General features: G+C 74.5%; 26 protein-coding genes and 1 pseudogene. 5 read left to right on the top strand and 22 right to left on the bottom strand.

The genetic code is table 11. The features are described from left to right. The 3 genes and pseudogenes from PSD17_RS12300 to sigE all read right to left on the bottom strand — a co-directional run. A pseudogene (locus PSD17_RS12300) lies at positions 1-246 on the bottom strand (serine protease); the annotation flags it as partial. Between the two features lie 320 nt (positions 247-566). Then, a complete protein-coding gene (locus tag PSD17_RS12295) occupies positions 567-1277 on the bottom strand; it encodes a zf-HC2 domain-containing protein (protein ID WP_013673220.1) in 711 nt (236 codons plus the stop codon). Further along, positions 1274-1939 (bottom strand): RNA polymerase sigma factor SigE, encoded by a 666-nt coding sequence (gene sigE / locus PSD17_RS12290; protein WP_013673219.1) that lies wholly within the window; start codon positions 1937-1939, stop codon positions 1274-1276. The genes PSD17_RS12295 and sigE overlap by 4 nt, the downstream gene beginning before the upstream one ends. Positions 1940-2177: 238 nt before the next feature. On the opposite strand from sigE, the gene PSD17_RS12285 reads away from it, so the two are divergent. Then, on the top strand, positions 2178-2732 hold the full coding sequence (locus PSD17_RS12285; RefSeq protein ID WP_013673218.1) for an O-methyltransferase: 555 nt from the start codon (positions 2178-2180) through the stop codon (positions 2730-2732). A 30-nt stretch (positions 2733-2762) separates the two neighbouring features. Here PSD17_RS12285 and glgC read toward each other — a convergent pair whose 3' ends face one another. Continuing rightward, entirely contained in the window at positions 2763-4013 is a 1251-nt protein-coding gene (gene glgC, locus PSD17_RS12280) for a glucose-1-phosphate adenylyltransferase (RefSeq protein ID WP_013673217.1), read from the bottom strand. 207 nt (positions 4014-4220) lie between these two features. Between glgC and glgA the strand changes: the two genes are divergently transcribed. Continuing rightward, entirely contained in the window at positions 4221-5384 is a 1164-nt protein-coding gene (gene glgA / locus PSD17_RS12275; protein WP_339122702.1) for a glycogen synthase, read from the top strand. 36 nt (positions 5385-5420) lie between these two features. Here glgA and PSD17_RS12270 read toward each other — a convergent pair whose 3' ends face one another. The 10 genes from PSD17_RS12270 to dapE all read right to left on the bottom strand — a co-directional run bounded on the left by PSD17_RS12270 (position 5421) and on the right by dapE (position 13020). Further along, positions 5421-6014, bottom strand: a complete 594-nt coding sequence (locus PSD17_RS12270; protein WP_339122701.1) for a CGNR zinc finger domain-containing protein — start codon at positions 6012-6014, stop codon at positions 5421-5423. A gap of 325 nt (positions 6015-6339) precedes the next feature. After that, positions 6340-6507: a DUF3117 domain-containing protein gene (locus PSD17_RS12265; protein ID WP_013673213.1), complete on the bottom strand. Its 168-nt coding sequence runs from the start codon at positions 6505-6507 to the stop codon at positions 6340-6342. A gap of 182 nt (positions 6508-6689) precedes the next feature. Beyond that, positions 6690-7250, bottom strand: coding sequence for a DNA-3-methyladenine glycosylase I (locus tag PSD17_RS12260; protein WP_339122700.1), 561 nt, complete (start codon positions 7248-7250; stop codon positions 6690-6692). Beyond that, on the bottom strand, positions 7247-7729 hold the full coding sequence (locus tag PSD17_RS12255; RefSeq protein ID WP_339122699.1) for an SRPBCC family protein: 483 nt from the start codon (positions 7727-7729) through the stop codon (positions 7247-7249). Before PSD17_RS12255 ends, PSD17_RS12260 begins: the two co-directional genes overlap by 4 nt. After that, positions 7726-8664, bottom strand: a complete 939-nt coding sequence (locus PSD17_RS12250; protein ID WP_339122698.1) for a DivIVA domain-containing protein — start codon at positions 8662-8664, stop codon at positions 7726-7728. Before PSD17_RS12250 ends, PSD17_RS12255 begins: the two co-directional genes overlap by 4 nt. A 9-nt stretch (positions 8665-8673) precedes the next feature. Continuing rightward, positions 8674-9624 carry a glucosyl-3-phosphoglycerate synthase gene (locus PSD17_RS12245; RefSeq protein WP_103380408.1) on the bottom strand — a complete coding sequence of 317 codons (951 nt, stop codon included), beginning with the start codon at positions 9622-9624 and terminating at the stop codon, positions 8674-8676. Further along, complete coding sequence (gene folP / locus PSD17_RS12240) at positions 9621-10436, bottom strand: dihydropteroate synthase (RefSeq protein WP_199796527.1); 816 nt, start codon at positions 10434-10436, stop codon at positions 9621-9623. The genes PSD17_RS12245 and folP overlap by 4 nt, the downstream gene beginning before the upstream one ends. A 74-nt stretch (positions 10437-10510) precedes the next feature. Continuing rightward, the gene (locus tag PSD17_RS12235; RefSeq protein WP_013673207.1) at positions 10511-11098 is read right to left on the bottom strand and encodes an LOG family protein; all 588 of its coding nucleotides are present in this window, start codon (positions 11096-11098) and stop codon (positions 10511-10513) included. Continuing rightward, positions 11098-11862: an LOG family protein gene (locus tag PSD17_RS12230; RefSeq protein ID WP_339122697.1), complete on the bottom strand. Its 765-nt coding sequence runs from the start codon at positions 11860-11862 to the stop codon at positions 11098-11100. The genes PSD17_RS12235 and PSD17_RS12230 overlap by 1 nt, the downstream gene beginning before the upstream one ends. A gap of 75 nt (positions 11863-11937) precedes the next feature. Continuing rightward, positions 11938-13020, bottom strand: a complete 1083-nt coding sequence (dapE, locus tag PSD17_RS12225) for a succinyl-diaminopimelate desuccinylase (protein ID WP_103380411.1) — start codon at positions 13018-13020, stop codon at positions 11938-11940. 133 nt (positions 13021-13153) lie between these two features. Here dapE and dapD point away from each other — a divergent pair, with 133 nt between their 5' ends. Together dapD and PSD17_RS12215 are read left to right on the top strand one after the other, a co-directional pair. Then, complete coding sequence (gene dapD, locus PSD17_RS12220; RefSeq protein ID WP_041759295.1) at positions 13154-14089, top strand: 2,3,4,5-tetrahydropyridine-2,6-dicarboxylate N-succinyltransferase; 936 nt, start codon at positions 13154-13156, stop codon at positions 14087-14089. Between the two features lie 60 nt (positions 14090-14149). Beyond that, on the top strand, positions 14150-15154 hold the full coding sequence (locus PSD17_RS12215) for a CHAD domain-containing protein (RefSeq protein ID WP_339122696.1): 1005 nt from the start codon (positions 14150-14152) through the stop codon (positions 15152-15154). Here the strand turns inward: PSD17_RS12215 and PSD17_RS12210 are convergent. The 3 genes from PSD17_RS12210 to fdxA are packed head-to-tail and all read right to left on the bottom strand — an operon-like array spanning position 15126 to position 17828. Next, positions 15126-16346, bottom strand: coding sequence for an MFS transporter (locus tag PSD17_RS12210; RefSeq protein WP_339122695.1), 1221 nt, complete (start codon positions 16344-16346; stop codon positions 15126-15128). The genes PSD17_RS12215 and PSD17_RS12210 overlap by 29 nt on opposite strands. A 40-nt stretch (positions 16347-16386) precedes the next feature. Beyond that, positions 16387-17505, bottom strand: a complete 1119-nt coding sequence (gene dapC, locus PSD17_RS12205) for a succinyldiaminopimelate transaminase (protein ID WP_013673201.1) — start codon at positions 17503-17505, stop codon at positions 16387-16389. Then, positions 17502-17828, bottom strand: coding sequence for a ferredoxin (gene fdxA / locus PSD17_RS12200; protein WP_013673200.1), 327 nt, complete (start codon positions 17826-17828; stop codon positions 17502-17504). Before fdxA ends, dapC begins: the two co-directional genes overlap by 4 nt. A 136-nt stretch (positions 17829-17964) precedes the next feature. On the opposite strand from fdxA, the gene PSD17_RS12195 reads away from it, so the two are divergent. After that, positions 17965-18972 carry a GNAT family N-acetyltransferase gene (locus PSD17_RS12195; protein ID WP_339122694.1) on the top strand — a complete coding sequence of 336 codons (1008 nt, stop codon included), beginning with the start codon at positions 17965-17967 and terminating at the stop codon, positions 18970-18972. Here PSD17_RS12195 and PSD17_RS12190 read toward each other — a convergent pair. The 5 genes from PSD17_RS12190 to PSD17_RS12170 form a co-directional block, all read right to left on the bottom strand. Then, positions 18954-19847, bottom strand: coding sequence for a hypothetical protein (locus PSD17_RS12190; RefSeq protein ID WP_013673198.1), 894 nt, complete (start codon positions 19845-19847; stop codon positions 18954-18956). The two genes, PSD17_RS12195 and PSD17_RS12190, sit on opposite strands and share 19 nt — an antisense overlap. Then, the gene (locus PSD17_RS12185; RefSeq protein WP_013673197.1) at positions 19847-20206 is read right to left on the bottom strand and encodes a hypothetical protein; all 360 of its coding nucleotides are present in this window, start codon (positions 20204-20206) and stop codon (positions 19847-19849) included. Before PSD17_RS12185 ends, PSD17_RS12190 begins: the two co-directional genes overlap by 1 nt. Then, positions 20203-21078: an N-acetyl-1-D-myo-inositol-2-amino-2-deoxy-alpha-D-glucopyranoside deacetylase gene (gene mshB / locus PSD17_RS12180; RefSeq protein ID WP_013673196.1), complete on the bottom strand. Its 876-nt coding sequence runs from the start codon at positions 21076-21078 to the stop codon at positions 20203-20205. Before mshB ends, PSD17_RS12185 begins: the two co-directional genes overlap by 4 nt. Positions 21079-21252: 174 nt before the next feature. Then, entirely contained in the window at positions 21253-23367 is a 2115-nt protein-coding gene (locus tag PSD17_RS12175) for an ABC transporter ATP-binding protein (protein WP_013673195.1), read from the bottom strand. Continuing rightward, positions 23367-24338: an ABC transporter permease gene (locus PSD17_RS12170; protein WP_013673194.1), complete on the bottom strand. Its 972-nt coding sequence runs from the start codon at positions 24336-24338 to the stop codon at positions 23367-23369. Before PSD17_RS12170 ends, PSD17_RS12175 begins: the two co-directional genes overlap by 1 nt. Positions 24339-24371 lie beyond the last annotated feature (33 nt).

The raw sequence follows: 24371 nt of genomic DNA, 5'->3' as shown, positions 1-24371 counted from the left end.
CACCCCCGGCGTCTCGGCAGGAACGGCGGCGGCGCCGCCCGCCGCCGTCGCCGGCCCCGAGGAGTCCGTGGGGTCCGTGGGGTCCGTGACCTCGGCGGCCTGCGCCGGTCCGACGCGCTGGTGCCGCCCCGAGGACTCGACGCCGTCGGCCGCGGGCCCGGAAGCGGTGTCGGCCGACTCGACCTCGGCCCTCCCGTGCCGCCCGTCGGCACCCCGACCAGGAGGAACGTCGGGCTCGTCGCTCATCGCGGGGCCTCGCCTGAGCCCGGCCGGCGCCGCGCGCACACCCCGTACCCGCCGCTCCCGCCCACGACCGCAGCATGACCGGGACGGCGCGGCGCACACGCGCTCGGACGATCGTTCGCTCCGCTCACGGCGGGCCGGCTCCTGGGGTCGTGCGAAAGGGTCGGCGATCAGCCTGCCCGACAACCGGTGAAGTCCGCGTAGCCACGACGGGCGGCCGCGCGGCGCTACACCCGGGAGCAACTACGGACTCGCGAGCGGCGTGGGCCGCGTCGATGCCCGAGTGCTCGCCAGGGTTCAGGAGCCGGGGGGCTCGCCGGGGATCAGCGGCGGGAGGGCGGCAGGAAGGAGGGGGCCATCCCGTCGAGCCGGTCGACGACGTCGGCGGACACGTCGGTCGCCGGGCCGGACTGGGCCGGGGCGACGGTCGCGGCGTCGATCCCCTCCTGGGGCGGCAGCCCGAAGGAGGCCGGCAGCGCGGAGCCGAACGCGGGTGGCGACCCGGCGGCGGCGGGGACGTCGACCGACGCCGAGGGCGCGGCCAGGGCCAGTGCCCCGAGGGCGAGACCGCTGACGGCGACGCCCGCGCCGATCCGCAGCCTGCGGCCGTGACCGAGCCGGACGTCGGCGGTGCCCGAGCGAGTACCGCGGACCGGGTCGGCGGCCGCGTCCGACGGGCGGTTCGTCGACGGGCCGAGCGGACGCAGCACCGAGACGAGCTGACCGTCGGGGGTCATGGCGAGCCCGGCAGGGGGCTCGTCGGGAAGATCGGCGTCCATCGGGATGGACCGCAGGGACGACAGCAGCGAGGAGGGCATCGCGGGCGCCGACGCCGAGCGCAGCAGCAGCCGCGCCTGGTCCTGCTCCACGACCTCCTCGGCGCACTCGGGGCAGTGCGCGAGATGAGCGGTGGCCCGGGCGTGCGCGCCGGCCGAGAGCTCGCCGTCGGTGAAAGCCACGATCGCGTCCAGGGTCAGGTGTCCCTCACCCCAGTCGGGCGTGTTCACCGCGAAGCGCCGGCGCGCATCGGTCATCCCGTGGCCTCCCCCACACTCACTCCGGTCCGCACGCCCACGAGGGCGTCCAGCTCGGCGGCCTCCGCGCGGCGCCTCTCCAGCGCACTGCGCAGGGCAGCCCGGCCACGGTGGATCCTGCTCCGCACGGTGCCCAGCTTCACATCGAGTGTGGCGCCGATCTCCTCGTACGAGAGGCCCTCCACGTCGCACAGGACGACGGCCGCGCGGAACTCCGGCGGCAACTCGTCGAGCGCGGCCTGCAGCAACGGGTCGAGGTGGGTCTCCGAGAACACGACCTCGGGCTCGGGGCCCTGGCCGGGGATGCGGTCGGAGTCCTCGGGCAGGGCCTCCATGCGCACGCGGGCGCGGCGGCGGACCATGTCGAGGAAGAGGTTCGTGGTGATGCGGTGCAGCCAGCCCTCGAAGGTGCCCGGCTTGTACGACGCGAGGGAGCGGAACACCCGGATGAACGTCTCCTGGGTGAGGTCCTCCGCGTCGTGCGGGTTGCCGGTCAACCGGTAGGCGAGGCGGTAGACCCGATCGCCGTGCTCGCGGACTACCTCGTCCCAGCTCGGCGGCGTCCAGTCCGCCCCGTCCCCCGGCAGCACGGTGGCGACCGCGGACGACTCGGGGGTCGTCGTCGCGGAACCTGCCTGCACGGCGGTCGGGCGGTCGGTCATCGGTGGGTGCGCCTCCTGGAGCGGGTCGTGCTCTCCCAGAACGTCCCGCCGGGGCCATTCGTTCCCGGGACCTGTCCCGGCTTCCGGCGGTCGCAGGGTCGACGACCCCGACCCTGCTGAGCCAAGAGTTCCTCAATGTCGTGAACGAGGTGTGAGAACCGTCTGAGAAGAACCTGTGAAAGCGACCCGCCGGGCCGCTGCGCGGGGCCCGTGCCCGGCCACCAGTAGCCTTCGCGCCATGACCGGTCCAGAGGGCGCGCGCGGCGACGTGCGTCCGGACGTCCCGGTGGCCGGACTGGGCCCGGGCCTGGCGTTTCTCGCCGCGACGGTGAGCGCGCGGGCCGTCGTCGAGGTCGGCACGGGGTCCGGCTGGGGCGGCCTGTGGCTGCTGCGTGGGATGGCCCCGGACGGCGTGCTGACCTCGATCGACGTCGATCCCGAGCAGCAGCGTGCCGCCCGGCGCACGTTCCTCGACGCCGGTTACGGCCCCTCCCGGCTGCGCCTGATCGTCGGGATGGCCGTCGAGGTGCTGCCGCGGCTGACCGACGGCGGGTACGACCTCGTCGTCGTCGACGGCCTGCGCACCGAGTACCCGCGCCATCTCGTCGAGGCGATCCGGCTGCTGCGCCCGGGCGGTGTGCTGGCGCTGCACGGTGTGGCCGAGCCCACGGGCGACGGCCCCGAGGCGGCCGCACTGCGGCAGACGCTCGACCTCGTCCGCGACGACGAGCGCCTCGTCCCCGTGCTGCTGCCGCTGGGCGAGGGCCTGCTCTGCGCGACCAGGCGCGGCTGACGCGCCGCCGGCTCGGCCTCGGGAGGCCGGTCAGAGCGCCGTCGCGCCCTTCCCGAGCACGACGACCCCACCGGGGCTGACGGTGTAGCGCGCCCTGTCGAGCGCCAGGTCGACCCCGACGAGCGCACCCTCCGGCACGTCGACGTTCTTGTCGAGGATCGCCCCGCGCACCACGGCGCCGCGCCGGACGTGCACGCCCGGCAGCACGACCGAGTCCGACACCTCGGCGCCGGCCTCGATGCGGACGTTCGGGCTGATCACCGAGCGTCGGACGATCGCGCCCGAGATGATCGTCCCCGCACCGACGATCGAGTCCTGCGCGATGCCGCCCTCGACGAACTTGGCGGGCGGCAGCGACGTCGTCACCGACGTGCGGATGGGCCAGCGGTCGTTGTACAGGTTGAAGATCGGGTGCACCGAGACGAGGTCGGTGTGCGCGTCGTAGTACGCGTCGAGCGTCCCGACGTCGCGCCAGTACCCCGAGTCGCGGTCGGTGGCGCCGGGCACGACGTTGTCGGCGAAGTCGTAGACCGCGGCGTCGCCCTGGCCGACCAGTCGCGGGATGATGTCGCCGCCCATGTCGTGGTCGGAGTCGCCGTCCTCGGCGTCGGCGCGCAGCGCGTCGAGCAGCGCCTCCGTCGTGAAGACGTAGTTGCCCATCGACGCGAACGTGACGTCCGGGTCGTCGGGCACCGACGGCGGGTCCGACGGCTTCTCCAGGAACTCCAGGATCCTGCCGTCGGCGTCGGAGTTGATGCAGCCGAACGCCTTGGCCTCCGCGCGCGGCACCCGGATCCCCGCGACCGTGACACCGGCCCCGCTCGCGATGTGCTGGGAGATCATCTGGCCGGGGTCCATGCGGTAGACGTGGTCGGCACCGAAGACGGCGATGTAGTCGGGACGCTCGTCGTAGACGAGGTTGAGGCTCTGGAAGATCGCGTCGGCGCTGCCGGTGTACCAGCGCCTGCCGAGGCGCTGCTGGGCCGGGACCGTGGTGATGTACTGGCCGAGGACGCTGGAGAGCCGCCACGTCGTCGAGATGTGCCGGTCGAGCGAGTGCGACTTGTACTGGGTGAGGACGCACAGCCGGTGCAGACCGGCGTTCACGAGGTTGGACAGCACGAAGTCGATGAGCCGGTAGTTGCCCGCGAACGGCACCGCGGGCTTGGCCCGGTCGGCCGTGAGGGGCCACAGCCGTTTGCCCTCACCGCCCGCCAGGACAATGCCGAGGACGTTCGCCGGCAGTACCGCCGGCCCCGAGGTGAACCGTGGCGTCGTCATGCGGGCACCCCCACCCGGTCGGCGTCGATCGTTCCGGCGCTCGCGTGTCCCTTCGGGAGGTGCGCGCTCACAGGGCGAACCCTAGTGCTCCACTCGGGCGTCGGGCCACCGCAGGACGAACGCGTCGCAGACGGGGGCGCCCGCGCCCGGGGCCGTCCACCGATCACCGGGTCGCGCAACGGGATCGAGCAAGTACCGTCTGCGGTCGTGCGCATCGGACTGCTCACCCGCGAGTACCCGCCCGACGTCTACGGTGGCGCGGGCGTCCACGTCGAGCACCTCGTGCCCGCGTTGCGCGCGCTCGTCGACGTCGACGTGCACTGCTTCGGCGACCCGAGCCGCGACGCGCCGGGGGTCACCGCGCACCCCGTCCCGGACGCGCTCGCCGACGCCAACCCCGCTCTGCAGACGATCGGCGTCGACCTGTCGATGGTGGCGGGGCTGCACGAGGTCGACGTCGCACACTCGCACACCTGGTACGCCAACATGGCCGGGCACCTGGCGAAGATCCTGCACGGCGTCCCGCACGTCGTCACGGCGCACTCGCTGGAGCCCCGCCGGCCGTGGAAGGCCGAGCAGCTCGGCGGCGGCTACCGGCTCTCGTCGTGGGTGGAGCGGACCGCCTACGAGGCCGCCGACGCCGTCATCGCCGTGAGCGAGGGCATGCGCACCGACGTGCTGGAGTGCTACCCGGCGCTCGACCCGGCCCGGGTCCACGTGGTGCACAACGGGATCGACACGGAGTTCTACCGGCCCGACGCGCGCCGCGACGCCCTCGTCGAGGCCGGGGTCGACCCGGACCGACCCAGCGTGGTGTTCGTCGGGCGGATCACCCGGCAGAAGGGGCTGACCCACCTCGTCGCGGCCGCGCACGACATCCGCGAGGACGCCCAAATCGTGCTGTGCGCGGGCGCCCCCGACACCCGGGAGATCGCCGAGGAGACCGAGAAGGCCGTCGCCGAACTCTCGGCGGCCCGGCCGGGGGTCGTCTGGGTGCGCCGGATGCTGGCGACGACCGAGGTCCGCCAGCTCCTCTCGGCCGCCACGGTGTTCGTCTGCCCCTCGGTCTACGAGCCGCTGGGCATCGTCAACCTGGAGGCGATGGCGTGCGGGACGGCCGTCGTCGCCTCGGACGTCGGCGGCATCCCCGAGGTCGTCGACGACGGGGTCACCGGGCTGCTGGTGCACTTCGACGAGCACGACGTCACCCGGTTCCGGTCCGGACTCGCCGACGCGGTGAACGCGCTGCTGGCCGACCCGGACCGGGCGGCGGCGATGGGCGCCGCCGGCCGGGAGCGCGCGGTCCGCGAGTTCTCGTGGGACCAGGCGGCCCAGCGCACCGTCGCGATCTACCGGTCCCTGCGACCCTGACCGCCCGGCGGGTCGGCGCGGTCGGGTTCTCGGGCCTCAGGCGTCCGGGGCCGTGGTGGCCTTGAGCTTCGCGCGGGCGCGGTGGGCGGCGACGGCGGCGCGGTTGGCACACGCCGGGGAGCAGTAGCGGCGCGCGGCGTTGCGCGACGTGTCGGCGTAGACGCGGGAACAGCCGTCGGCCGCGCAGACGCCGTGCCGGTCGGCGCCGTACTCGGAGACGAGCATCGCGAGCGCGAAGGCCGTGGTCGAGCGGACGCGCTCGACGAGCGAAGCCTCCGGCGGCGCGTAGTGCAGGTGCCAGCCCTGCCCGTCGTGCGAGGACAGGTGCGGACCGATGGCCACGTCGGCCAGCAGCGCGTTGACGGCGACGGCCGTCGCGCCGAGGTCGGGCGGGTCGCCCGCGGCCGCGTCGAACACCGTCCGCAGCCGCCGCGCCCAGGCCCGCAGTGCCGGCTCGGCGGAGGCGGGCGCGCGCTGGGCCAGGTAGCGGTGCTCGACGAGCAGGTCGCGCAGCCGTCGGCCGTCCTGCTCGGGCGGGGTGTCGCGGTCGCCGGTCGGCTCGGCCGTGACGGCGTTGACGAGCGCGACAGCAGCGCCTAGTGCGTCACTTTTGTAACCGATGAAGTCCATTCGCCACTTACACCTGCTAACCTGGAGCCGTAAGAGTTCAAAGCTAGTCGCATATTACAGGAGGCAGCCGTGACGACGCGGTGCACGCGTTGTGGAAGGTCGAACAGCGGGGCGCAGGTGCTGTCGACGCACCCGACCTCGGAGGGGTGGGTGCGGTACCGCCGGTGCGCCTGCGGAGAGGTGTCGATCGAACTGGTGCGACTCGCCGACCGCTCGACGACGGTCGACGCGCTGGCCTCCTTCGCGGAGCCGCGACACGGCGCACTGCGGGGCTGACCGGCCCCGCGGTCCCCGGCGACCGACCGCGCCGCCGGGGCCGACGGAATCAGCCGGACGCGGCCTTGAGGGCATCGCCCAGGTCAGCGGCCTCCTCGGGGGTCATCTCCACGACGAGGCGGCCACCGCCCTCGAGCGGCACACGCATCACGATGCCCCGGCCCTCCTTGGTCACCTCGAGGGGACCGTCGCCGGTCCGGGGCTTCATCGCCGCCATCTCCTGCTCCCTCCGTCACTCTCGTCCAGGGCCGGTGCGCCTGGGGAGCAGCGCACGGGCGGGGATGCTGGACGCCATTCTCCCCCATGGGCCCGTCGGGAGTACAACCGGAGCGATCAACGGCGTGCCCCGCGGCACACGGACCACGATGGACACCCCGAGGAACGGTCCGCGGTGGACCGTCAGGCCGTACCCGCCCGCCAGCAGCTCGCGACGTGGTCGTCGACGAGACCGGCGGCCTGCATCAGGGCGTAGCACGTCGTCGGGCCGACGAAGCGGAAGCCGCGCCTCTTGAGCTCGCGGGCCATCGCGACCGACTCCGGTGAGGTGGCCGCCACGTCGGCGAGCGTCGCGGGGCGGACGTGCGTCGCGGCGTCGGGGGCGAACGACCACAGCAGATCGTCGAGCGGGACGTCGAGCTCGAGCACGGCGCGCGCGTTGGCGATGGTCGCCTCGACCTTCCGCCGGTTGCGGACGATGCCGCTGTCGGCCATCAGCCGCTCGACGTCGGCGTCGTCGAACCCGGCGACGACGGCCGGGTCGAACCCCGCGAACGCGGCCCTGAACGACTCGCGCTTGCGCAGGATCACCAGCCACGAGAGACCCGACTGGAAGCCCTCCAGACTGAGCCGCTCGTAGAGCGCCGTGACCCCGCGCAGCGGGCGGCCCCACTCGTCGTCGTGGTAGGCGACGTACTCGGGCGCCGAGGTCGCCCAGCCGCAGCGTTGGCGCCCGTCGGTCATCCGGACGCCCCGCGCCGGGCCCGGCGCTCGCAGTCGCGGGCCATGCGCCGCATGGAGTGCGCGACACCAGCCTGCATCGCGGGCCGCACGAGCGGCCAACCCGCCCGGCCCAGCGCACCCAGCGGCAGGTCGAGGTTCTCGACCCAGCGGAACCGGCTGCGGGCCGGGTCGACGGCCACGACCTCGAACACACCGTCGCCGCGCACCACCCGGCCGGTGTGCTCGACGACGCAGCGGAACGGACCGGCCGGACGCTGCTCGCTCCACTCGGTGACGACCATCGTGTCGACGACGGCCAGCAGGCCGACACCGGTTGCGGCGCGGACCCGGGACCCGACGGAGCGGCCGTCCCCCGCGGTCACCTCGACCCGCGTGGCGAGGATCCACTCGCCCTGCCGCGGCCAGTCCATCACGGTGTCCCACACCAGCTCGGCGGGCGCGGTGACGTCGAGCTCGACGACGAGCTCCGCGCGGCTCACGGCGCCCCCTGGGCCCGGTGGGCACCGCGCGGACGGGCGCCGGAGACGGCGGGGTCGGGATCGCGCCCGTCGTCGGGCAGGCCCTCGGCGGCCGCGCCGGCGCGCCGGTCGTGCGCATCCGACCCGGGAGCAGCGGGACCGGGAGCGGCGGGACCGGAGAACTCGGAGCCGGGAGCACCGGTGCGTGGAACATCGAGCCCGGGAACGTCGAGCCCGGGAACTTCGGTACCGGGAACATCGGGCCCGGGAACATCGAGCCCGGGAGAATCGGGCCCGGCGCCGGGACCGTCCGAGGCGTCGACGGGCCCCGGCGCCGGACCGGGCTCTCCGGCCGGGTCGGCGCCCACGCCGGGCGGCGCCGGCGGCCGGCCTGCGCGTGCCTGCTCCGGGGATGCCTGCCCTGGGTATGTCTGCTCGGCGGGCGGCTGCTCGGGGGATGTCTGCTCGGGCGGCAGCTGCTCGGCGGGCGACCGCTCCGCGGCGGCCCGGTCGGGATCGAGACTGTGCCGCCCGCCGGTCGGGCCCCCGGTGTCCGGGCCCCTGTCCGGGCCCCCGGTGTCCGGGCCCCCGGTGTGGCGGCGGTACTCCTCGGGCAGCACCCACCCCCCGGTCGGCGTCGCCGCGGAACCGGCGGCGCCGGCCTCGCGCAACCGCGCGGCGAGCGTGTCGCGCTCGGCACCCAGCCGCTCGATCTCCCCCGCGAGCCGCTCGAGCACCCAGTCGACCTCGCCCATCCGATAGCCCCGCACCGCCTGCGGAAAGCGCAACGCCCGCACGTCGGCGCCCGCGACCCGGCCCCCCGGCAGACCCGTCGGCGTCTCACCGTCCGGGAGCGGCGGCAGCTCCTCGCCACGACCGAACACCGCGACCGCGAGCGCGTAGACCACGGCGGCGACCACGACGACCACCAGGAGGTAGATCAGCGCGGTTCCCATAGTCCTGCATCACACCACGCGCCCCCGACGCACGGCATCGCGCACCTCCCTCATGGGCGGTCGCTCGATGCCGGTGATCTCCCGCGGCTGCGGCACCCACTCCCCGTCGACCTGGACGAACTGCACGAGCGGCGCCCCGCTGTCGTGCGCGGCCGAGCGGCGCAGCGCGGTCGCGGTGATCTGCCGCGCCATGGCCCCCAGCTGGAGCAGCGAGCGGTTGCGGTGCTTGCGCACGCCAAGGTTGACCTGCGCGATCGCATCCATCCCCCGGGCGTCGAGGGTGTCGACGAGCAGCCCGATCTCGACGCCGTAGTCGGTCGCGAACGGCAACGTCTCGAGCAGCTCGCGGGTCGCGGCGTACTCCCCACCCAGCGGTTGCACGACCGCGGTGAGGGGCGGGCGCAGCGCGGCCAGCAACGGCCGGGCGACCAGCTCGGTGACGCGGCCGCCGCCGTGGTCGAGCGCCTGCGCGTCGCCGACCTCGAGCCTCAGTGGCCGCCGGTAGAAGCCCTTGACGAGCCCGACGCCGTCCTCGGCGAGCAGCGGGCCGAGCAGCGCGGGCACGAACCCGGGATCGACGTCGACGAGGTCGGAGTCGATGAAGCACAGGACGTCGCCCGTCGTCGCGGCGAGCGAGCGCCACAGCACCTCGCCCTTGCCGGCGACGGGCGGCAGGTCGGCGAGCACGTCCGTCCTGGCGACGACGCGCGCGCCCGCCTCGGCGGCCACGACGGCGGTGCGGTCCGTCGACCCCGAGTCCATCACGACGAGCTCGTCGACCAGCGGCTGCGGGCCCCGCGTCAACGGCACGATGGCGGCGACGACGCCACCGACGGTCGCCTCCTCGTCGAGGGCGGGCAGCACGACCGACACCCGGCGGCCGGCCTTCGCGGCCACGAGCTCGGCGACGCTCCACGGCGGGCGCTGCCACGTCCGCCTGGCGAACCAGGACCCGCTCACGCGAGCGCCCGCACCGTCCGTGCCGGCGGTCGCGTCCCCACGATCGCCGCCACCATCTCGACGACCCGCCGCGTCTCCGCGACCTCGTGCGCACGGAACATCCGGGCCCCCGCCGCGGCGGCCAGCGCCGTGGCCGCGAGCGTCCCCTCGAGCCGCTCCGTCACCTCGGCGACGCCGAGCGTCTCCCCCACGAAGTCCTTGTTGGACAACGCCATCAGCACCGGCCAGCCGGTCGCGACGAGCTCGTCGAGGCGGCGCAGCAGGGCCAGCCCGTGGAAGGTGTTCTTGCCGAAGTCGTGCGTCGGGTCGACCAGGATGCCCTCCCGCGGCACCCCCATCGCCACGAGCCGCTCGGCCTGCCCGGTGACCTCGGCGATCACGTCGGCGACCACGTCGGCGTAGCGCACCCGGTGCGGCCGCAGCCGCGGCACGGCCTTGCCCGTGTGGGAGCACACGATCCCCGCGCCCGTGGCGGCGGCGACCTCGGCGAGCGTCGGGTCGGCTCCGCTCCAGGTGTCGTTGAGCAGGTCGGCGCCCTCGGCGACGGCGAGCCTGCCGACCTCGCCGCGCCAGGTGTCGACGCTGATCACGACGTCGGGGTGGCGGGCGCGCACGGCGGCGACGAACGGGACCACCCTGCGGGTCTCCTCCGCGACGTCGACGACCGGCCCGGGGCCGGCCTTGACCCCGCCGATGTCGATGACGTCGGCCCCCTCCCCGACCGCCCGCTCGACGGCGGCCATCGCCGCGTGGTCGGAGAACGTCGCGCCCCGGTCGTAGAACGAGTCCGGCGTGCGGTTGACGATCGCCATCACCAGCGCGCGGTCGCCTGCGAGGGTGCGGGTTCCGAAGCGCAGCACGGAGCGGTCGCGGACGCCGTCGATCGTCACGACACCGATGCTGTCACGTCGGGCCGCGGGGCGCAGGCGTCCAGCGCGCGGCTCACGTCGGCGGTGACGACGAGCCGGTCGAGCGCCGCGCGGCCGGCGAAGCCGCGGCGGACGAGGGCGGCGAGCCAGTCGAGCAGCCCGGACCAGTGGTCGTCGGGATCGAGCAGGACGACGGGCTTGTCGTGCATGCCCAGCGTGGCGGCGGTCCAGACCTCGAACAGCTCCTCGCAGGTCCCGATGCCACCGGGCAGGGCGAGGAACGCGCCGGCGTGGGCCTCCATGAGCGCCTTGCGCTCGCGCATCGTGTCGGTGACCAGCAGCTCGTCGGCGGCGGTGTCGGCGACCTCGCGGTCGACCAGCGAACGCGGGATCACCCCGATCGTGCGCGACCCGCCGGCGCGGGCCGCCGTGGCGACGGCGCCCATCATCGACACCCGCCCGCCCCCCGAGACCAGGTCCCAGCCGCGGGCCGCGATGGCCGTGCCCACCTGCGTCGCCAGGTCGACGTAGCGGTCGGGCACCGAGAGCGACGACGCGCAGTACACACACACGCTGAACCGCGCGCCGCTCGGGTCCTGCCGCATCAGTGCGCGTCCTCCCACGCCCGGTAGGCCTCGTGCACCACCTTGACGGCGTCGTCGACGTCGTCGGTGAGGTGCAGCAGCGCGAGGTCCTTCTCCCCGATCTTGCAGCCCTCGAGCACGGTCTTCGCGATCCAGTCGTAGAGCCCCTGCCAGTAGTCCTTGCCCAGCAGGACGACCGGGAACTTCGTGACCTTCTTCGTCTGCACCAGGGTGAGCGCCTCGAACAGCTCGTCGAGGGTGCCGAAGCCGCCGGGCAGGCAGACGAACGCCTGCGAGTACTTCACGAACATCGTCTTGCGCGCGAAGAAGTAGCGGAAGTTGATGCCGAGGTCGACCCAGTCGTTGAGGCCGTGTTCGAACGGGAGCTCGATGCCCAGCCCGACGCTGAAGCCGCCCGCCTCGCTGCAGCCGCGGTTGGCCGCCTCCATCGAGCCCGGCCCGCCGCCGGTGATGACCGCGAACCCGTTCTGCGCCAGTGCCGCACCGAGGTCACGGCCCTGCTGGTACTCGGGATGGTCGCGCGGGGTGCGGGCCGAGCCGAACACCGTCACCGCGCGCGGCAGCTCGGCCAGCGCGCCGAAGCCCTCGACGAACTCCGCCTGGATCCGCAGGACCCGCCACGGATCGGTGTGCACCCAGTCCGACGGTCCCCTCGAGTCGAGCAGGCGCTCGTCGGTGGTGGTGGGCTCGTTGCGGTGTTCCCGGCGCAGCACGACCGGGCCGCGGTGCTTCTCCTCGGGTCGCTTTCCCCCGTTCGCTGTCATCAGCCCACGATACGGAGGCCGGTCCCCGCGCGATCGACGACACGGGGACGGCGGGATGAACGCCCGGGTCGCCGGTCAGGAACCCGTCCGCAGGAACCGACGCAGGACGTCGGCGGCCTCGCGGATGCGGCTGACGTCGACGTGCTCCTCCCGGGTGTGGGCGAGGTTCGGGTCGCCGGGGCCGTAGTTGACCGCGGGGATGCCGAGCGCGGCGAAGCGCGAGACGTCGGTCCAGCCGTACTTCGCCCGCGGGGACGCGCCCGTGGCGGCCAGGAACTCCTGCGCCGCAGGGGCACCGAGGCCCGGCAGCGCGCCGGGCGAGAGGTCGGTGACCTCGACGTCGAATCCGTCGAGCACCTCACGGACGTGCGCGACGGCCTGCTCGGCACCGCGGTCGGGGGCGAAGCGGAAGTTGACGGTGACGACGCACTCGTCCGGCACGACGTTGCCCGCCACGCCACCGGCGACCTTCACCGCCTGCAGGCCCTCGCGGTACTCGCAGCCGTCGATGTCGACGCGGCGGGGCCGATACGCCGCGAGCCGGGCCAGCACCTCGCCCGCGCGGTGGATCGCGTTGTCCCCCAGCCAGGACCGGGCCGAGTGCGCCCGCCTGCCACCGGTGCGGACCTCGGCGCGCAGCGTGCCCTGGCAGCCCGCCTCGACCAGGCCCTCGGTGGGCTCGCCGAGGATCGCGAGGTCGGCGTCGAGCCAGCCGCGCAGCTCGCGCTCGATGCGGCCCAGCCCGTTGCGCGCGGCCTCGATCTCCTCGCAGTCGTAGAAGACGACGGTGAGGTCGTGCCGCGGGTCGGGCAGCGTCGCGGCGAGGTGGGCGATCACGGCGTCGCCCGCCTTCATGTCCGACGTCCCGCAGCCGTAGAGCAGGTCCCCCTCGCGCCGGGAGGGCACGTTGTCGGCGATCGGCACCGTGTCGATGTGCCCGGCCAGCAACACGCGGCGCTCGCGGCCGAGGTTCGTGCGGGCGAGCACCGACGCCCCCGAGCGGACGACCTCCAGGTGCGGCGCCTGCGCCCGCAGCGCACGCTCGATCGCGTCGGCCAGCGCACCCTCGTCGCCGGACACGCTCGGGACGTCGACCAGCGCGGCGGTGAGCTCGACGGGGTCGGCGGTCAGATCGAGGGCCGGAGCGGTCGTCGTCACGCCGCGGGACGCTACCCGGCGCCCCGCCCTGCGCACGAACGGCACTTTCCCGCAGCTCAGTTGCGGGAAAGTGCCGTTCGTGCAACTCGGGGCGGGGTGGGGGGCGCGGGCCGGGAGCCGTTACCGTTGCAGGGTGAGCACCGCATTCCGCGCCGAGAGCGCGTCCGGCACGGGTCTGGCCACCGTCACCGGCGACGGGACGGTCCTCGACGTCTGGTATCCCGCCCCGGCACTGGGTGCGGACGCCCCCGACACCTCCGCCGACCTCGAGCCGATCGCGGGCGACGACGACGCCCGCGGCGTCACCGCGCAGATCGTGCGCACGACGATCGGCTCGCTGGCCGACGCGCCCGTCGACGCCCTCGACGTCTACCTGCGGCTGCACCTGCTGTCGTGGCGGCTGGTCCGCCCGCACGAGGTCAACCTCGACGGCATCTTCGGCCTGCTCACCAACGTCGTGTGGACCAACCACGGCCCCTGCCTGCCGAAGGGTTTCGAGGCCGTCCGCGCCCGGCTGCGCGCCCGCGGCCCGGTGACGGTCCACGGCGTCGACAAGTTCCCGCGGATGGTCGACTACATCGTCCCGCCGGGCGTGCGCATCGCCGACGCCGACCGCGTCCGGCTCGGCGCGCACCTCGCCGAGGGCACGACCGTCATGCACGAGGGCTTCGTCAACTACAACGCCGGGACCCTCGGCGCGTCGATGGTCGAGGGCCGCATCTCGGCGGGCGTCGTCCTGGGCGAGGGCGCCGACCTCGGCGGCGGCGCGTCGACGATGGGCACGCTCTCCGGCGGCGGCAAGCAGGTCATCTCGGTAGGCGCGCGCTGCCTGATCGGCGCCAACGCGGGCATCGGGATCTCGCTGGGCGACGACTGCGTCGTCGAGGCCGGCCTGTACGTCACGGCGGGGACGAAGGTGTCGCTGCCCGACGGGTCGACCACCTCGGCCCGCACGTTGTCCGGGCAGGACGGTCTGCTGTTCCGGCGCAACTCCCTGACCGGCGCCGTCGAGGTGCTCGCGCGCACCGGCGACGGCATCGCGCTCAACGCCGCGCTGCACGCGAACTGACGGCGACGTGATCAGCCGCCGTACCCGGGCGTTCATCCTGTTCGTCTAGGGTCCCTCCCCGTGTCCCCCGCTCCCGCCCGTCCCGCGCCGCGTGTCCGCGCCGACGTGAGCCATCTGCTCCAGTCGCAGAACCCGCTGGTGGCGGGCCCGTTGGACTCGCCGGCACACCACGTGCGCGCCGCGCTGGACACCCGGCTGCGCGCGCTCGTCGCGCACGACCCGGGCACCCGCACGGGCGCGGACATCGAGGACCTGCACCAGATGCGGGTCTCGGTCCGGCGGATGCGGGCGACGCTGCGCGCGGCGCGGCCGCTGCTCGACGCCCAGTGGGCCGACTCGCTGCGCGCCGAGCTGGGCTGGCTCGGTCGCGCGCTCGGCCCCGTCCGCGATCTCGACGTCATGTTGCTGCGGCTGCGCGGCGAGATCGCGACGTTGCCCGACGGCGAGCGCGCGGCCGGCGAGGTCCTCGTCGCCGAGCTGGAGCGCGAGCGCGCCGCCGCCCGTGCCGACATGCTCGTCGCCCTCGACGCACCCCGCTACACCGCGCTGCTGGAGCGCATCGCCGACGCGGTGCGCCTCCCGCTGCCGACGCCGTCGGCGATGCAGCCGCAGCCCGCGCTGATCGACCTGGTGCGGACCGAGGCGCGCAAGCTGGCGCGGGCGGTGAAGGCCGCGGGCGAGGACCCGCCGGACGAGACGCTGCACGCGCTGCGGATCCTGGGCAAGCGGGTCCGCTACACCGGCGAGCTCGTCGAGACGGCGCTGCGCGGCACGCCCACGGGCCGGCAGGTCAAGCTGCTGCTGGCGGCGACGGCGGAGCTGCAGGAGGTCCTCGGCGACCACCAGGACGCCTGCGTCGCCGACCTGCGCATCCGCGAGCTGCTCGACCGGCTCGGCACCGCGGCGCTCGACGAGGCCGGTGGCGAGGGCGGCGAGATCGACGCGTTCGTCGTGTTCGTCGCGGGGCGGCTCGTCGAACGCGAACGCGCCTGTGCCGAGACCTTGCGCACCCAGTGGTGGGACGCCTGGGTGCAGGTCAGGGACCGGGCCGCGACGCTGGGCTGACGGTGCGTCCGTCCGCGGAGTGGTCGCCCGCGCGCGGGTGGTCGCCGATCCGCCACACCGCGCCGGCCTGCAGCAGCCCCGCGGCGACCAGCAACGCCAGCGCCGCCGGGTAGCCGCCGGTGAGGTCGATGAGCAGGCCCATGACCAACGGGGCGAGCGCGGCCGCGACGTAGCCCACGCCGAGTGCCAAACCGCTGGTCGCGGCGCTGGCGTGGCCGTCGGGTGTGCGCCAGGCGATCACCGCGAGACCCAGCGGGAACCCGGCGCCGACCCCGATCCCGAGCAGCACGACCCACAGCCACGGCCCGATCCCGGGGGGCTGCGGCAGCAGGATCGCGCCGACGGTGCCCGCGATCCCGCAGGCGAGCGTCGTCGACGCCCAGAACCGCCACCTGCGCCGCCGCTCCGCGAGCGCGGGGACCACGAGCGCCGACGGGATCTGGGTGACACTCCACGCCGCCAGCAGCACACCCGCGTGCTGCGGGCTCCAGCCCTGGCCCTCGTAGTAGGGCGCCAGCCAGGTGATCCAGCCGTAGAACATCATCGACGTCCCGGCCTGGTAGCAGGCGCTGCGCCGGGCGAAGGGGTCCCGCCACGGCAGCGCGCGGCGGGCACCGGCCGCGGCGGCCGCGCTCGTGGGCTCGGCGATGCGCCGCGCGATCGGCGTCCAGGCCGCGACCGCGAGCACGGCCGGGACCGTCCACACCGCCAGCGAGAACGACCAGCCGCCCAGCGCGATGGCGAGCGGGACGCCCAGTGCCGACGCGACCGTCGCGCCGACCATCATCGACACGACGTACCCGCCGGTCACCGCCCCGGCGCGGGCGGCGAGATGGTGCTTCACGACGCCCGTCAGCAGGACCCCGGCCAGCCCGATCCCGAGCCCGATGACGAGGCTCGCCGCGATGAGCGCGGCCAGCGCCGGGACCCCGCGCACCAGGCTGCCGAGCGCGATCAGCCCGACCGACCAGCCCAGCGCGCGCTCGCGGCCCAGCCGGGCGCCGACCATCGGCCCGACGAACGACCCGACGGCCATCATCAGCACCGCGCCCGACTGAACGAGCCCCGCCGTACCGGCATCGACACCGAGGTCGGCCCGGACGGTCTCGATCAGCGGCGGGTATCCGGCGAGGGCCGCCCGGAGGTTGACCGCGAGGGCCAGGACGCCGAACAGGACGACCCTCGTGCTCACCCCCCGCGTCGCAGGTCCCGCGACGTTCACTGCACCTGCCTCACGTCGTCAGGCGCTCCACGGCGGCGTCGATCCGTTCGTCGCTCGCGCTGAGCGCGACCCGGACGTGCCGGGCCCCGGCCGGGCCGTAGAACTCGCCCGGTGCCACCAGCACACCGTGCGCGGCGAGATCATGCACGGTGGAGCGGCCGTCGCGGTCCTCGGTGGCCCACAGGTAGAGCCCGGACTCGGAGTGCTCGATGCGCATCCCGCGCGACTCCAGCGCCGCGCGCAGCCGGGTGCGGCGCGCCTCGTAGAGGGCGGCCTGGGCGGCGACGTGCGCGTCGTCGGACACCGCGGCGGCCATCGCGGCCTGCACCGGGTGCGGGACGAGCATCCCGGCGTGCTTGCGGATCTCCAGCAGCCGCGAGACGAGCACCGGGTCGCCGGTCACGAACGCGGCCCGGTACCCGGCCAGGTTCGACGTCTTCGACATCGAGTGCACGGCGAGCAGGCCGGTGTGGTCGCCGTCGCACACCGACGGGTGCAGGACCGAGAGCGGCGCGGGATCGGCCGTGCCCGGCAGCCCGAGGTAGCACTCGTCGGACGCGACGACCGCCCCGCGCTCGCGCGCCCACGCGACGACCTTCCGGAGGTGGTCGACGGGCAGGATCTTCCCCGTCGGGTTCGACGGTGAGTTCAGCCACACCAGCGACGCCCGGCGCGGGCCGAGGCCCACCAACCCGTCGGACCGGACGAACTCGGCGCCCGCGAGCCGCGCGCCGACCTCGTAGGTCGGGTAGGCCAGCTCCGGGATGACCACGAGGTCGTTCCCGCCGAGACCCAGCAGCGTCGGCAGCCAGGCGACGAGCTCCTTGGAGCCGATCGTCGGCAGTACCGCGTCGGGGTCGACGCCGGTGACGCCGAACCGCCGCGCGAGCGACGCCGCGATCGCGTCACGCAGCGCGGGGGTGCCGTGCGTCGCCGGGTACCCGGGGATGCCGGCCGCCGGCCCGGACAGGGCCTCGCGCACCACCGCCGGGACCGGGTCGACCGGGGTGCCGATCGACAGGTCGACGATGCCGTCGGGGTGCGACTGCGCGAGCGCCTTGTCGGCTGCGAGGGAGTCCCAGGGGAAGTCCGGGAGCGCCGTCCGCTCTGCGGTACCGGCCGAACTCACTCGTCGTGGCTCTGCGGCGGCAGCGTCAGCGCGGGACCGGCGTCCTTCGCGACCTTGCCGACCTTCGACGCGCCACCGGGGGAGCCCAGCTCGTCGAAGAACTCGGCGTTGGCCTTCTGGTAGGCGCCCCACTGCTCGGGGACGTCGTCCTCGTAGTAGATGGCCTCGACGGGGCAGACGGGCTCACAGGCACCGCAGTCGACGCACTCGTCAGGGTGGATGTACATCATCCGCCCGCCCTCGTAGATGCAGTCCACGGGACACTCTTCGATGCACGCCTTGTCGAGCAGGTCGACGCATGGCTCGGCGATGACGTAGGTCACTTCGAAGTCCTCCACTCGGACAGCAGACTGCTGCCAGTATCCCTTGCCGCACGACCGCCGCCGCTCCAGGGCGGCAGTCCCGGTCGTCACATTAACCCGGGGACGCCGCGTTCCGGATGGAAAGGATTGCCTCACCATGACCGCAGCGCCGACACCGGGCTCCCGGCCGGACGCCGGCGGCCCGGCGCTCGACCGGCTGGTCGGCGCGCGGGTCGCGCTGCGGCACCGGATCGGGGAACGCGACGGCCGCCCCCTGTTCACCGACGCCGTCGGTGTGCTGTCCGACGGGGGCGTCCGCGACGGGGTCCCGACCGTGATCGTCGCCACCCGGCGCGGGGATGTCGTCGTGGCCCGGCCCGCGGTCGTCGCCGTCCGGGAGGTGCCGCCCGCGGTGCGTCGGCGGGCGCCGTGGCCCGACGTGGCGCGGCTGGAGAACCTCTGTGCCGACGCCTGGCCCGCCGTCACGGAACGCCGGCTCGGGGCCTGGCGGCTGCGGGCCGCGGGCGGGTTCACCGGGCGGGCCAACGCCGCGCTGGCGATCGGCGACCCCGGGGTCGGCACCGCCGCCGCCCTGGCGCTCGTGCGCGGTTTCGCCGAGGAGCACGCGATCGCCGCGCGCGTGCTGACGCCGGTGGGTTCGCCCTGGTCACGGGCGGTCGAGGCGGAGGGTTGGGTGCCCGACGCCGGCTACCTGCCGGGCCCGGTGGTGTCGGTGCAGGTGCTGGCGTGCGACGCGGTCGCCGACTCCCCCGCCGAGCCGGTCGAGGTCGGTGCCGGGCCCGATACGGGCTGGTGGGGCCTCGTGCACGGCGGCCCGCCCGACGACGTCGCGCGCCGCGTCCTCGCGCCGGGGTCCGGGCGTGAGGGGTACGCCGTCGCCGGTCCGCCCGGTTCGCCCACCGGCGCGGTCCGGTTGGCCGTCGTCGACGACCACGTGCACGTCGCGCGGCTCGTCGTCGTCCCCGCGGCGCGACGTGCGGGCACCGGCACCGCGCTGATGGCGGCGGCCGCGCGTTGGGGCCTCGCGCGGGGGGCGCGCTGGCTGGTCATGCAGGTGTCGACGGAGAACCCCGGCGGCCTGGCGTTCTGGGCCCGGCTCGGCGCCACCGAGCACCACCGCTACCACTACCTCGTGCCGGGATGAGCCGATCCGGCGCGCCGCGCCAGCCAGCGGTGCGCCTGCTTCGAGGCCCGCTTGAGCCCGGACCACTCGCCGAGGTACTTGCCGACGGCCCCGACGCCGGGCAGCAGCCCGATCGCCTCGTGGTAGAAGCGGCCGTGCGGCCGCTTGTCGAGCTCGCCCTCCACGGCGTAGAGCGCCCGGCCGAGCCGCCACAGCGCCGTCGCCACCCGGCGGACCGTCGAACGGCCCTGCCCGTCGCGCAGGTCGCCGGTGAGCTCCTCGGCCTTCTCCTCGACGGCGGCGTCGGCCGCGGCGTCGAGCCTGCGCACCGTCAGCGCGCGGTCGAACAGCACCGACGCCAGCATCGCGACGACGGTCTCCTCGTCGTCGATGCCGTGCTCGCCCGCGATCGCGCACAGCAGCAGGCCCTGTCCGGCCAGGCCCAGCGCGGCCGAGACCGGCAGCGTCCGGGCCAGCGCGCCGCCGAGCCCGGGCACCGCGGCGGCGACCGTCGTGACCCGGCCGACGCGGTAGATCCACCAGCGGCAGCGCGCCGCGACGTCCATCGCCACCCAGCCGGCCGTCCCCGGCACCCGGACCGCGGCCAGCGCGTCGAGCAGCCGCTCGCGCAGTTGCCGGTCACCGCCGTCGGCCGCGGCGCCGTCGGCCGCAGCACGTCCGGCCGCGGCCCTGTCGGAACCGGCACTGTCTGCCGCAGCGCCGGCGGCCGGGGCGCGGCCGGACGCGGCGCGGCCGGACACCGGTGCGACCGAGGCCGCGCGGTGCCGCAGGCCGAACGCGTCGGCGTCGCGCAGGCCGTCGAGCACCGGCCTCGACGCACGGACGAACGGGCGCAGTACCGCGACGATCGCCGCGTCGGGGATGGGCTCGGCCATCAGCTCCTCCGGACCGGCGGGCGCATCGCGACCGACCGCAGCGCGAACAGGCCCGCCCCCACCGCCGCGGCCGCCAGCAGCAGCGACTGCCACGTCGCGGGCAGCAGCACGTCCCCGCCGGGGCCCAGGGCGCCGAGCACCCCCACGGTGAGCAGCCAGGCCACCAGCGGCAGGCCCGCGACCGCCGTCGACGACGACTCCCCCGCCGCCCCTCGCACCAACCACGGCATGGTCACGAGCGCGACGACGGTGCCGACCGGCGCGGGCACCGACCCCGCGTAGAGCGGCTGCAGCATCAGCTCGAACGCGGCGAGCAGCACCGAGGTGACGACGATCACGACCAGCGTCAGCGTCCTCATGGGTCGACCCCCTCGAACAGGTCGGTCTCGGCGGTCCCGGACGGCGCAGCCGCCAGCACGTACTCCTCGACGTCGAGCAGCGGCTGGGCGACGTCGTTGCTCATGGCGTACGCGACCGTCGGGCCGTCCTCCCACACCGCCACCTGGGTGGCGTGGGCGCGCATGGCGGCGATCCGGGCGGCGCGGAACGCGGCGACGTCGATCCGGGTCGTGACGGTCTCGTCGGGGACGGCCGGCAGCTCGCCGGGTTCGGGCACCCGGAAGGGCATCCCGGGAGCCGCGGCCAGCGCGGCGACACCCGCGTCGAGCGCGGAGCGGGCGTGCACGGCGAAGTACACCTTGCGCACCGACTCGACCTTCGCCGCGGCGGCGACCGTGATCTCGTGGGCGCGGACGTGGTCGGGATGGCCGTAGCCGCCGTCGTCGGCGTAGCTGACGACGACCTGCGGCTCCAGCTCGGCGAGCAGTTCGGTGAGCAGGTCGGTCTCCTCCGCGCGCTTGCCCGGGTCGGCGAAGGCCCTGGGGTGCAACGTGTCCGGCGTGGTCGCGCGGACGCCACCGGCGCCGGCGAGCACCATCCCGGAGTCGCGGAAGCGGCCCACCCCGCCGAGGTAGTGGTGCGCCGGAGCGCCCAGCGCGGCGAGCGCACCGGCGAGCTCACCGATCCGGTAGCCGCCGAGCTGGTCGGCACGGGCCGGGACGAGCTCGGCCAGCTCGGCCGGGATGACCTCGCCCTCCTCGCCGAGCGTGCAGGTCACGACGGTGACGTCGGTCCCGGGGTCGGCGGCGTAGCGGGCGATGACGCCACCCGTCGCCAGTGTCTCGTCGTCCGGGTGGGCGTGTACCAGGACGAGCCGTCGGGAAGCGGTCACGCGCCCCAATATCGCAGGGCCCGGCGCAGCGCGCCGCCCCGGGACATCCGCCCCGGGGGAAGCCGCCCGAGGGACCCCCGGGGGAGCCGCCCCGGTTGCAGGAACGGCACTTTCCTGCAACCGGGTTGCAGGAAAGTGCCGTTCCTGCGGAATCCCGGCCCCCACCGCGAGGGCTCAGCCGCGCAGGACCTCCCGCTCGCCGGCGAAGTGGCACGCCACCTCGTGGCGCTCCGACCCGGCGGCGGGCACCAGCGCGGGGGGCTCCTCGATGCAGCGGCGCTTCTCGTCGTCGGAGAGCTGCAGGTGCTTCCAGCAGCGCGTCCGGAACCGGCAGCCGGACGGCGGGTTGGCCGGGTTCGGGACGTCGCCGGTGAGCACGATCCGGTCGCGCACCCGCTCCACGGCGGGGTCCGGGATCGGCACCGCCGAGATGAGCGCCTGCGTGTACGGGTGCTGCGGGTGCTCGAACAGCGTGTCCCGGTCGGCGATCTCGACGATCCCACCCAGATACATCACGGCGACCCGGTCGGAGATGTGCCGGACGACGGACAGGTCGTGGGCGATGAACAGGTACGTGAGCCCGAACTCCTGCTGCAGTTCCTCCAGCAGGTTCAGCACCTGGGCCTGGATGGAGACGTCCAGCGCGGAGACGGGCTCGTCGAGCACGACGAACTTGGGGTTCAGCGCGATCGCCCGCGCGATGCCCACGCGCTGGCGCTGCCCGCCGGAGAACTCGTGCGGGTAGCGGTCGGCGTACTCGGCGGCCAGCCCGACCGTCTCGAGCAGCTCGGGGATGGTCGAGTCGGTCAGCTCGCCGCCGAGCAGCTCGTACTTCTCGGTGAGGATCTGGCGGACCGTCATCCGCGGGTTGAGCGAGGCGTAGGGGTCCTGGAAGACGATCTGCATGTCCGCACGCGCGGTGCGCAGGTCGTGCAACGAGAGCCCGGTGACGTCGCGGCCGGCCAGCTCGATCGTGCCGCTCGTCGGCTCGTGCAACCGCAGGATCGCCCGCGCGGCCGTCGACTTGCCGCAGCCGGACTCGCCGACGAGCGACAGCGTCGACCCCGCCGGGATGTCGAGCGACACCCCGTCGACCGCCCTGACCTCCCCGACGGTCCGCTTCACGAACGTGCCGACCCTGATCGGGAAGTGCTTGACCAGGTCACGCACGTCGAGCATCGGTGGCCGCTGCTCGACGGGCGTCTCCGCGGCGACCACGGGCGCGGGCTCGCGCGGACGCTCGTGCGCGATCGCGACCTCGTCGGGGTGCACGCACGCGTGCCGGTGCGACGAGCCCGGCGCGGCCGCGACGAGCAGCGGGACGTCGGCCCGGCAGGCGTCGGTGGCGAACCGGCAGCGCGGGTGGAACGGACAGCCCTCCGGGACGCGCGCGAGGTTGGGCGGCTGGCCCGGGATGGGCTCCAGCTTCTCCGGCCGGGCGTGGTCCATCCGGGTCAGGCTCGAGAGCAGGCCGTGGGTGTAGGCGTGCCGGGGCGCGGTGAAGATCTCGTCGTTCGTGCCCTCCTCGACGACGTGCCCCGCGTACATGACCATGATCCGGTCGGCGTGCGCGGCGACGAGGCCGAGGTCGTGGGTGATCAGCACGATCGCGGTGTCGCGCTCGGCCTGCAGCTTCTCCAGCAGCGCCATGATCTGCGCCTGGACGGTGACGTCGAGCGCGGTCGTCGGCTCGTCGGCGATGAGGACCTTGGGGTCGTTGGCCAGCGCCATCGCGATCATGGCGCGCTGCCGCATGCCGCCGGAGAACTCGTGCGGGTACTGCGTGGCCCGCAGCCGCGGGTCGGGGATGCCGACCTCGGCCAGCAGCTCGACGGCCCGCGTCTTCGCCGCCATCTTGCCGACGCTCTGGTGCGCGCGGATCATCTCGGCGATCTGGTCGCCGACACGAAAGACCGGGTTCAGCGCGGTCAGCGGGTCCTGGAAGATCATCGCGAGGTCGCTGCCGCGCAGTTTGCGCTGCTGCGACTCCGGCATGTCCAGCAACGACCGGCCCTCGAGCAGCACCTGGCCGCTCGGGAACGTCGCGGGCGGGCTGGGGACGAGACCGAGCAGCGTCATCGCCGAGACCGACTTGCCCGACCCGGACTCCCCGACGATCGCCAGCGTCTCGCCGGAGTCGACGTACCAGCTCACCCCGTCGACGGCCTTGACGGCGCCGCCCGCCGTGTCGAAGTGCACGCGCAGGTCGCGGACCTCGAGCAGGTGGTCGGACTGCGTCGGCTGCGCGGCCTGCCGTCGCCGTGACGGCCGCGGTGACGTCGGAGCCATCAGTTGCCTCCCCGCAGCTTCGGGTCGAGGGAGTCGCGCATTCCGTCGGCGACGAAGGCGAAGCCGAGCGTCGTGATCGCGATCGCGAGTGCGGGCGCGAGCCACAGGTACGTCATGCCCGGGACCCGCAGGAACGGGGTCGCCTGCGAGATCAGCCTGCCCCATTCGGGGACGTCCGGCGGCACGCCGATCCCCAGGTAGGACAGCGACGCCATCGCGACGACGACGACGCCGATGCTGGTGAACGAGTAGACGAGCACGGGCGCGATGGCGTTGGGCAGGATGTGGCGCAACACGATCCGCCGGTTGCCCGCGCCGATCGAGCGGGCCGCCTCCACGTACTCGGCCTCGCGCAGCGCGAGCACCTGGCCGCGGGTGAGCCGTGCGGTCGTCATCCAGCCGAGCACGACGAGCGCGACGATCACCGGGGTGACACCGCCGCCGACGGCCCGGACGATGACGATCGCGCCGACCAGCGGCGGGAACGCGAGGAAGACGTCGATGAAGCGCGCGACGACCCCGTCCCACGCGCCGCCCTTGAAGCCCGCGACCGCACCCAGCGTGATGCCGATGAGCAGCGAGAACGCCACCGTCAGCAGGCCGACCGTGATGGCCAGCCGGCAGCCGTAGATGATCCCGGAGAACAGGTCGCGGCCCAGGACGTCGGTGCCGAACCAGTGCTCGGCGCTCGGCGGCTTGAGCGTGTTTGCGAGGTTCTGTTCGAAGGCGTTGTACGGCGTCACGTACGGACCGATGATCGCGAGCAGGATCAGCACGGTCACGATCGCGAGACCGACCATGGCCAGCCGGTTGCGCCGGAAGCGTCGCCAGACGTCGGCGAGCTGGCCGGAGCCGCGCGCCCCGATCGGGACCGCGGCGCCGCTCGTCGCGGAGTCCGCCCCGGGGAGCAGGACGCCCGCGCCCGCCTCGGCGTCGACCGGTGGGCCGCCGGCGGAGGTCGGAGTGGTCATGTGGTGGGACCGCCTCAGGAGTGTGTCTGTTCG

The organism is Pseudonocardia sp. D17 (assembly GCF_036984265.1).
In the GTDB taxonomy this organism is placed as follows: domain Bacteria; phylum Actinomycetota; class Actinomycetes; order Mycobacteriales; family Pseudonocardiaceae; genus Pseudonocardia; species Pseudonocardia benzenivorans.
The sequence above is the reverse complement of the archived record's forward strand: the minus strand, read 5'-3'. Positions and strand labels throughout refer to the sequence as shown.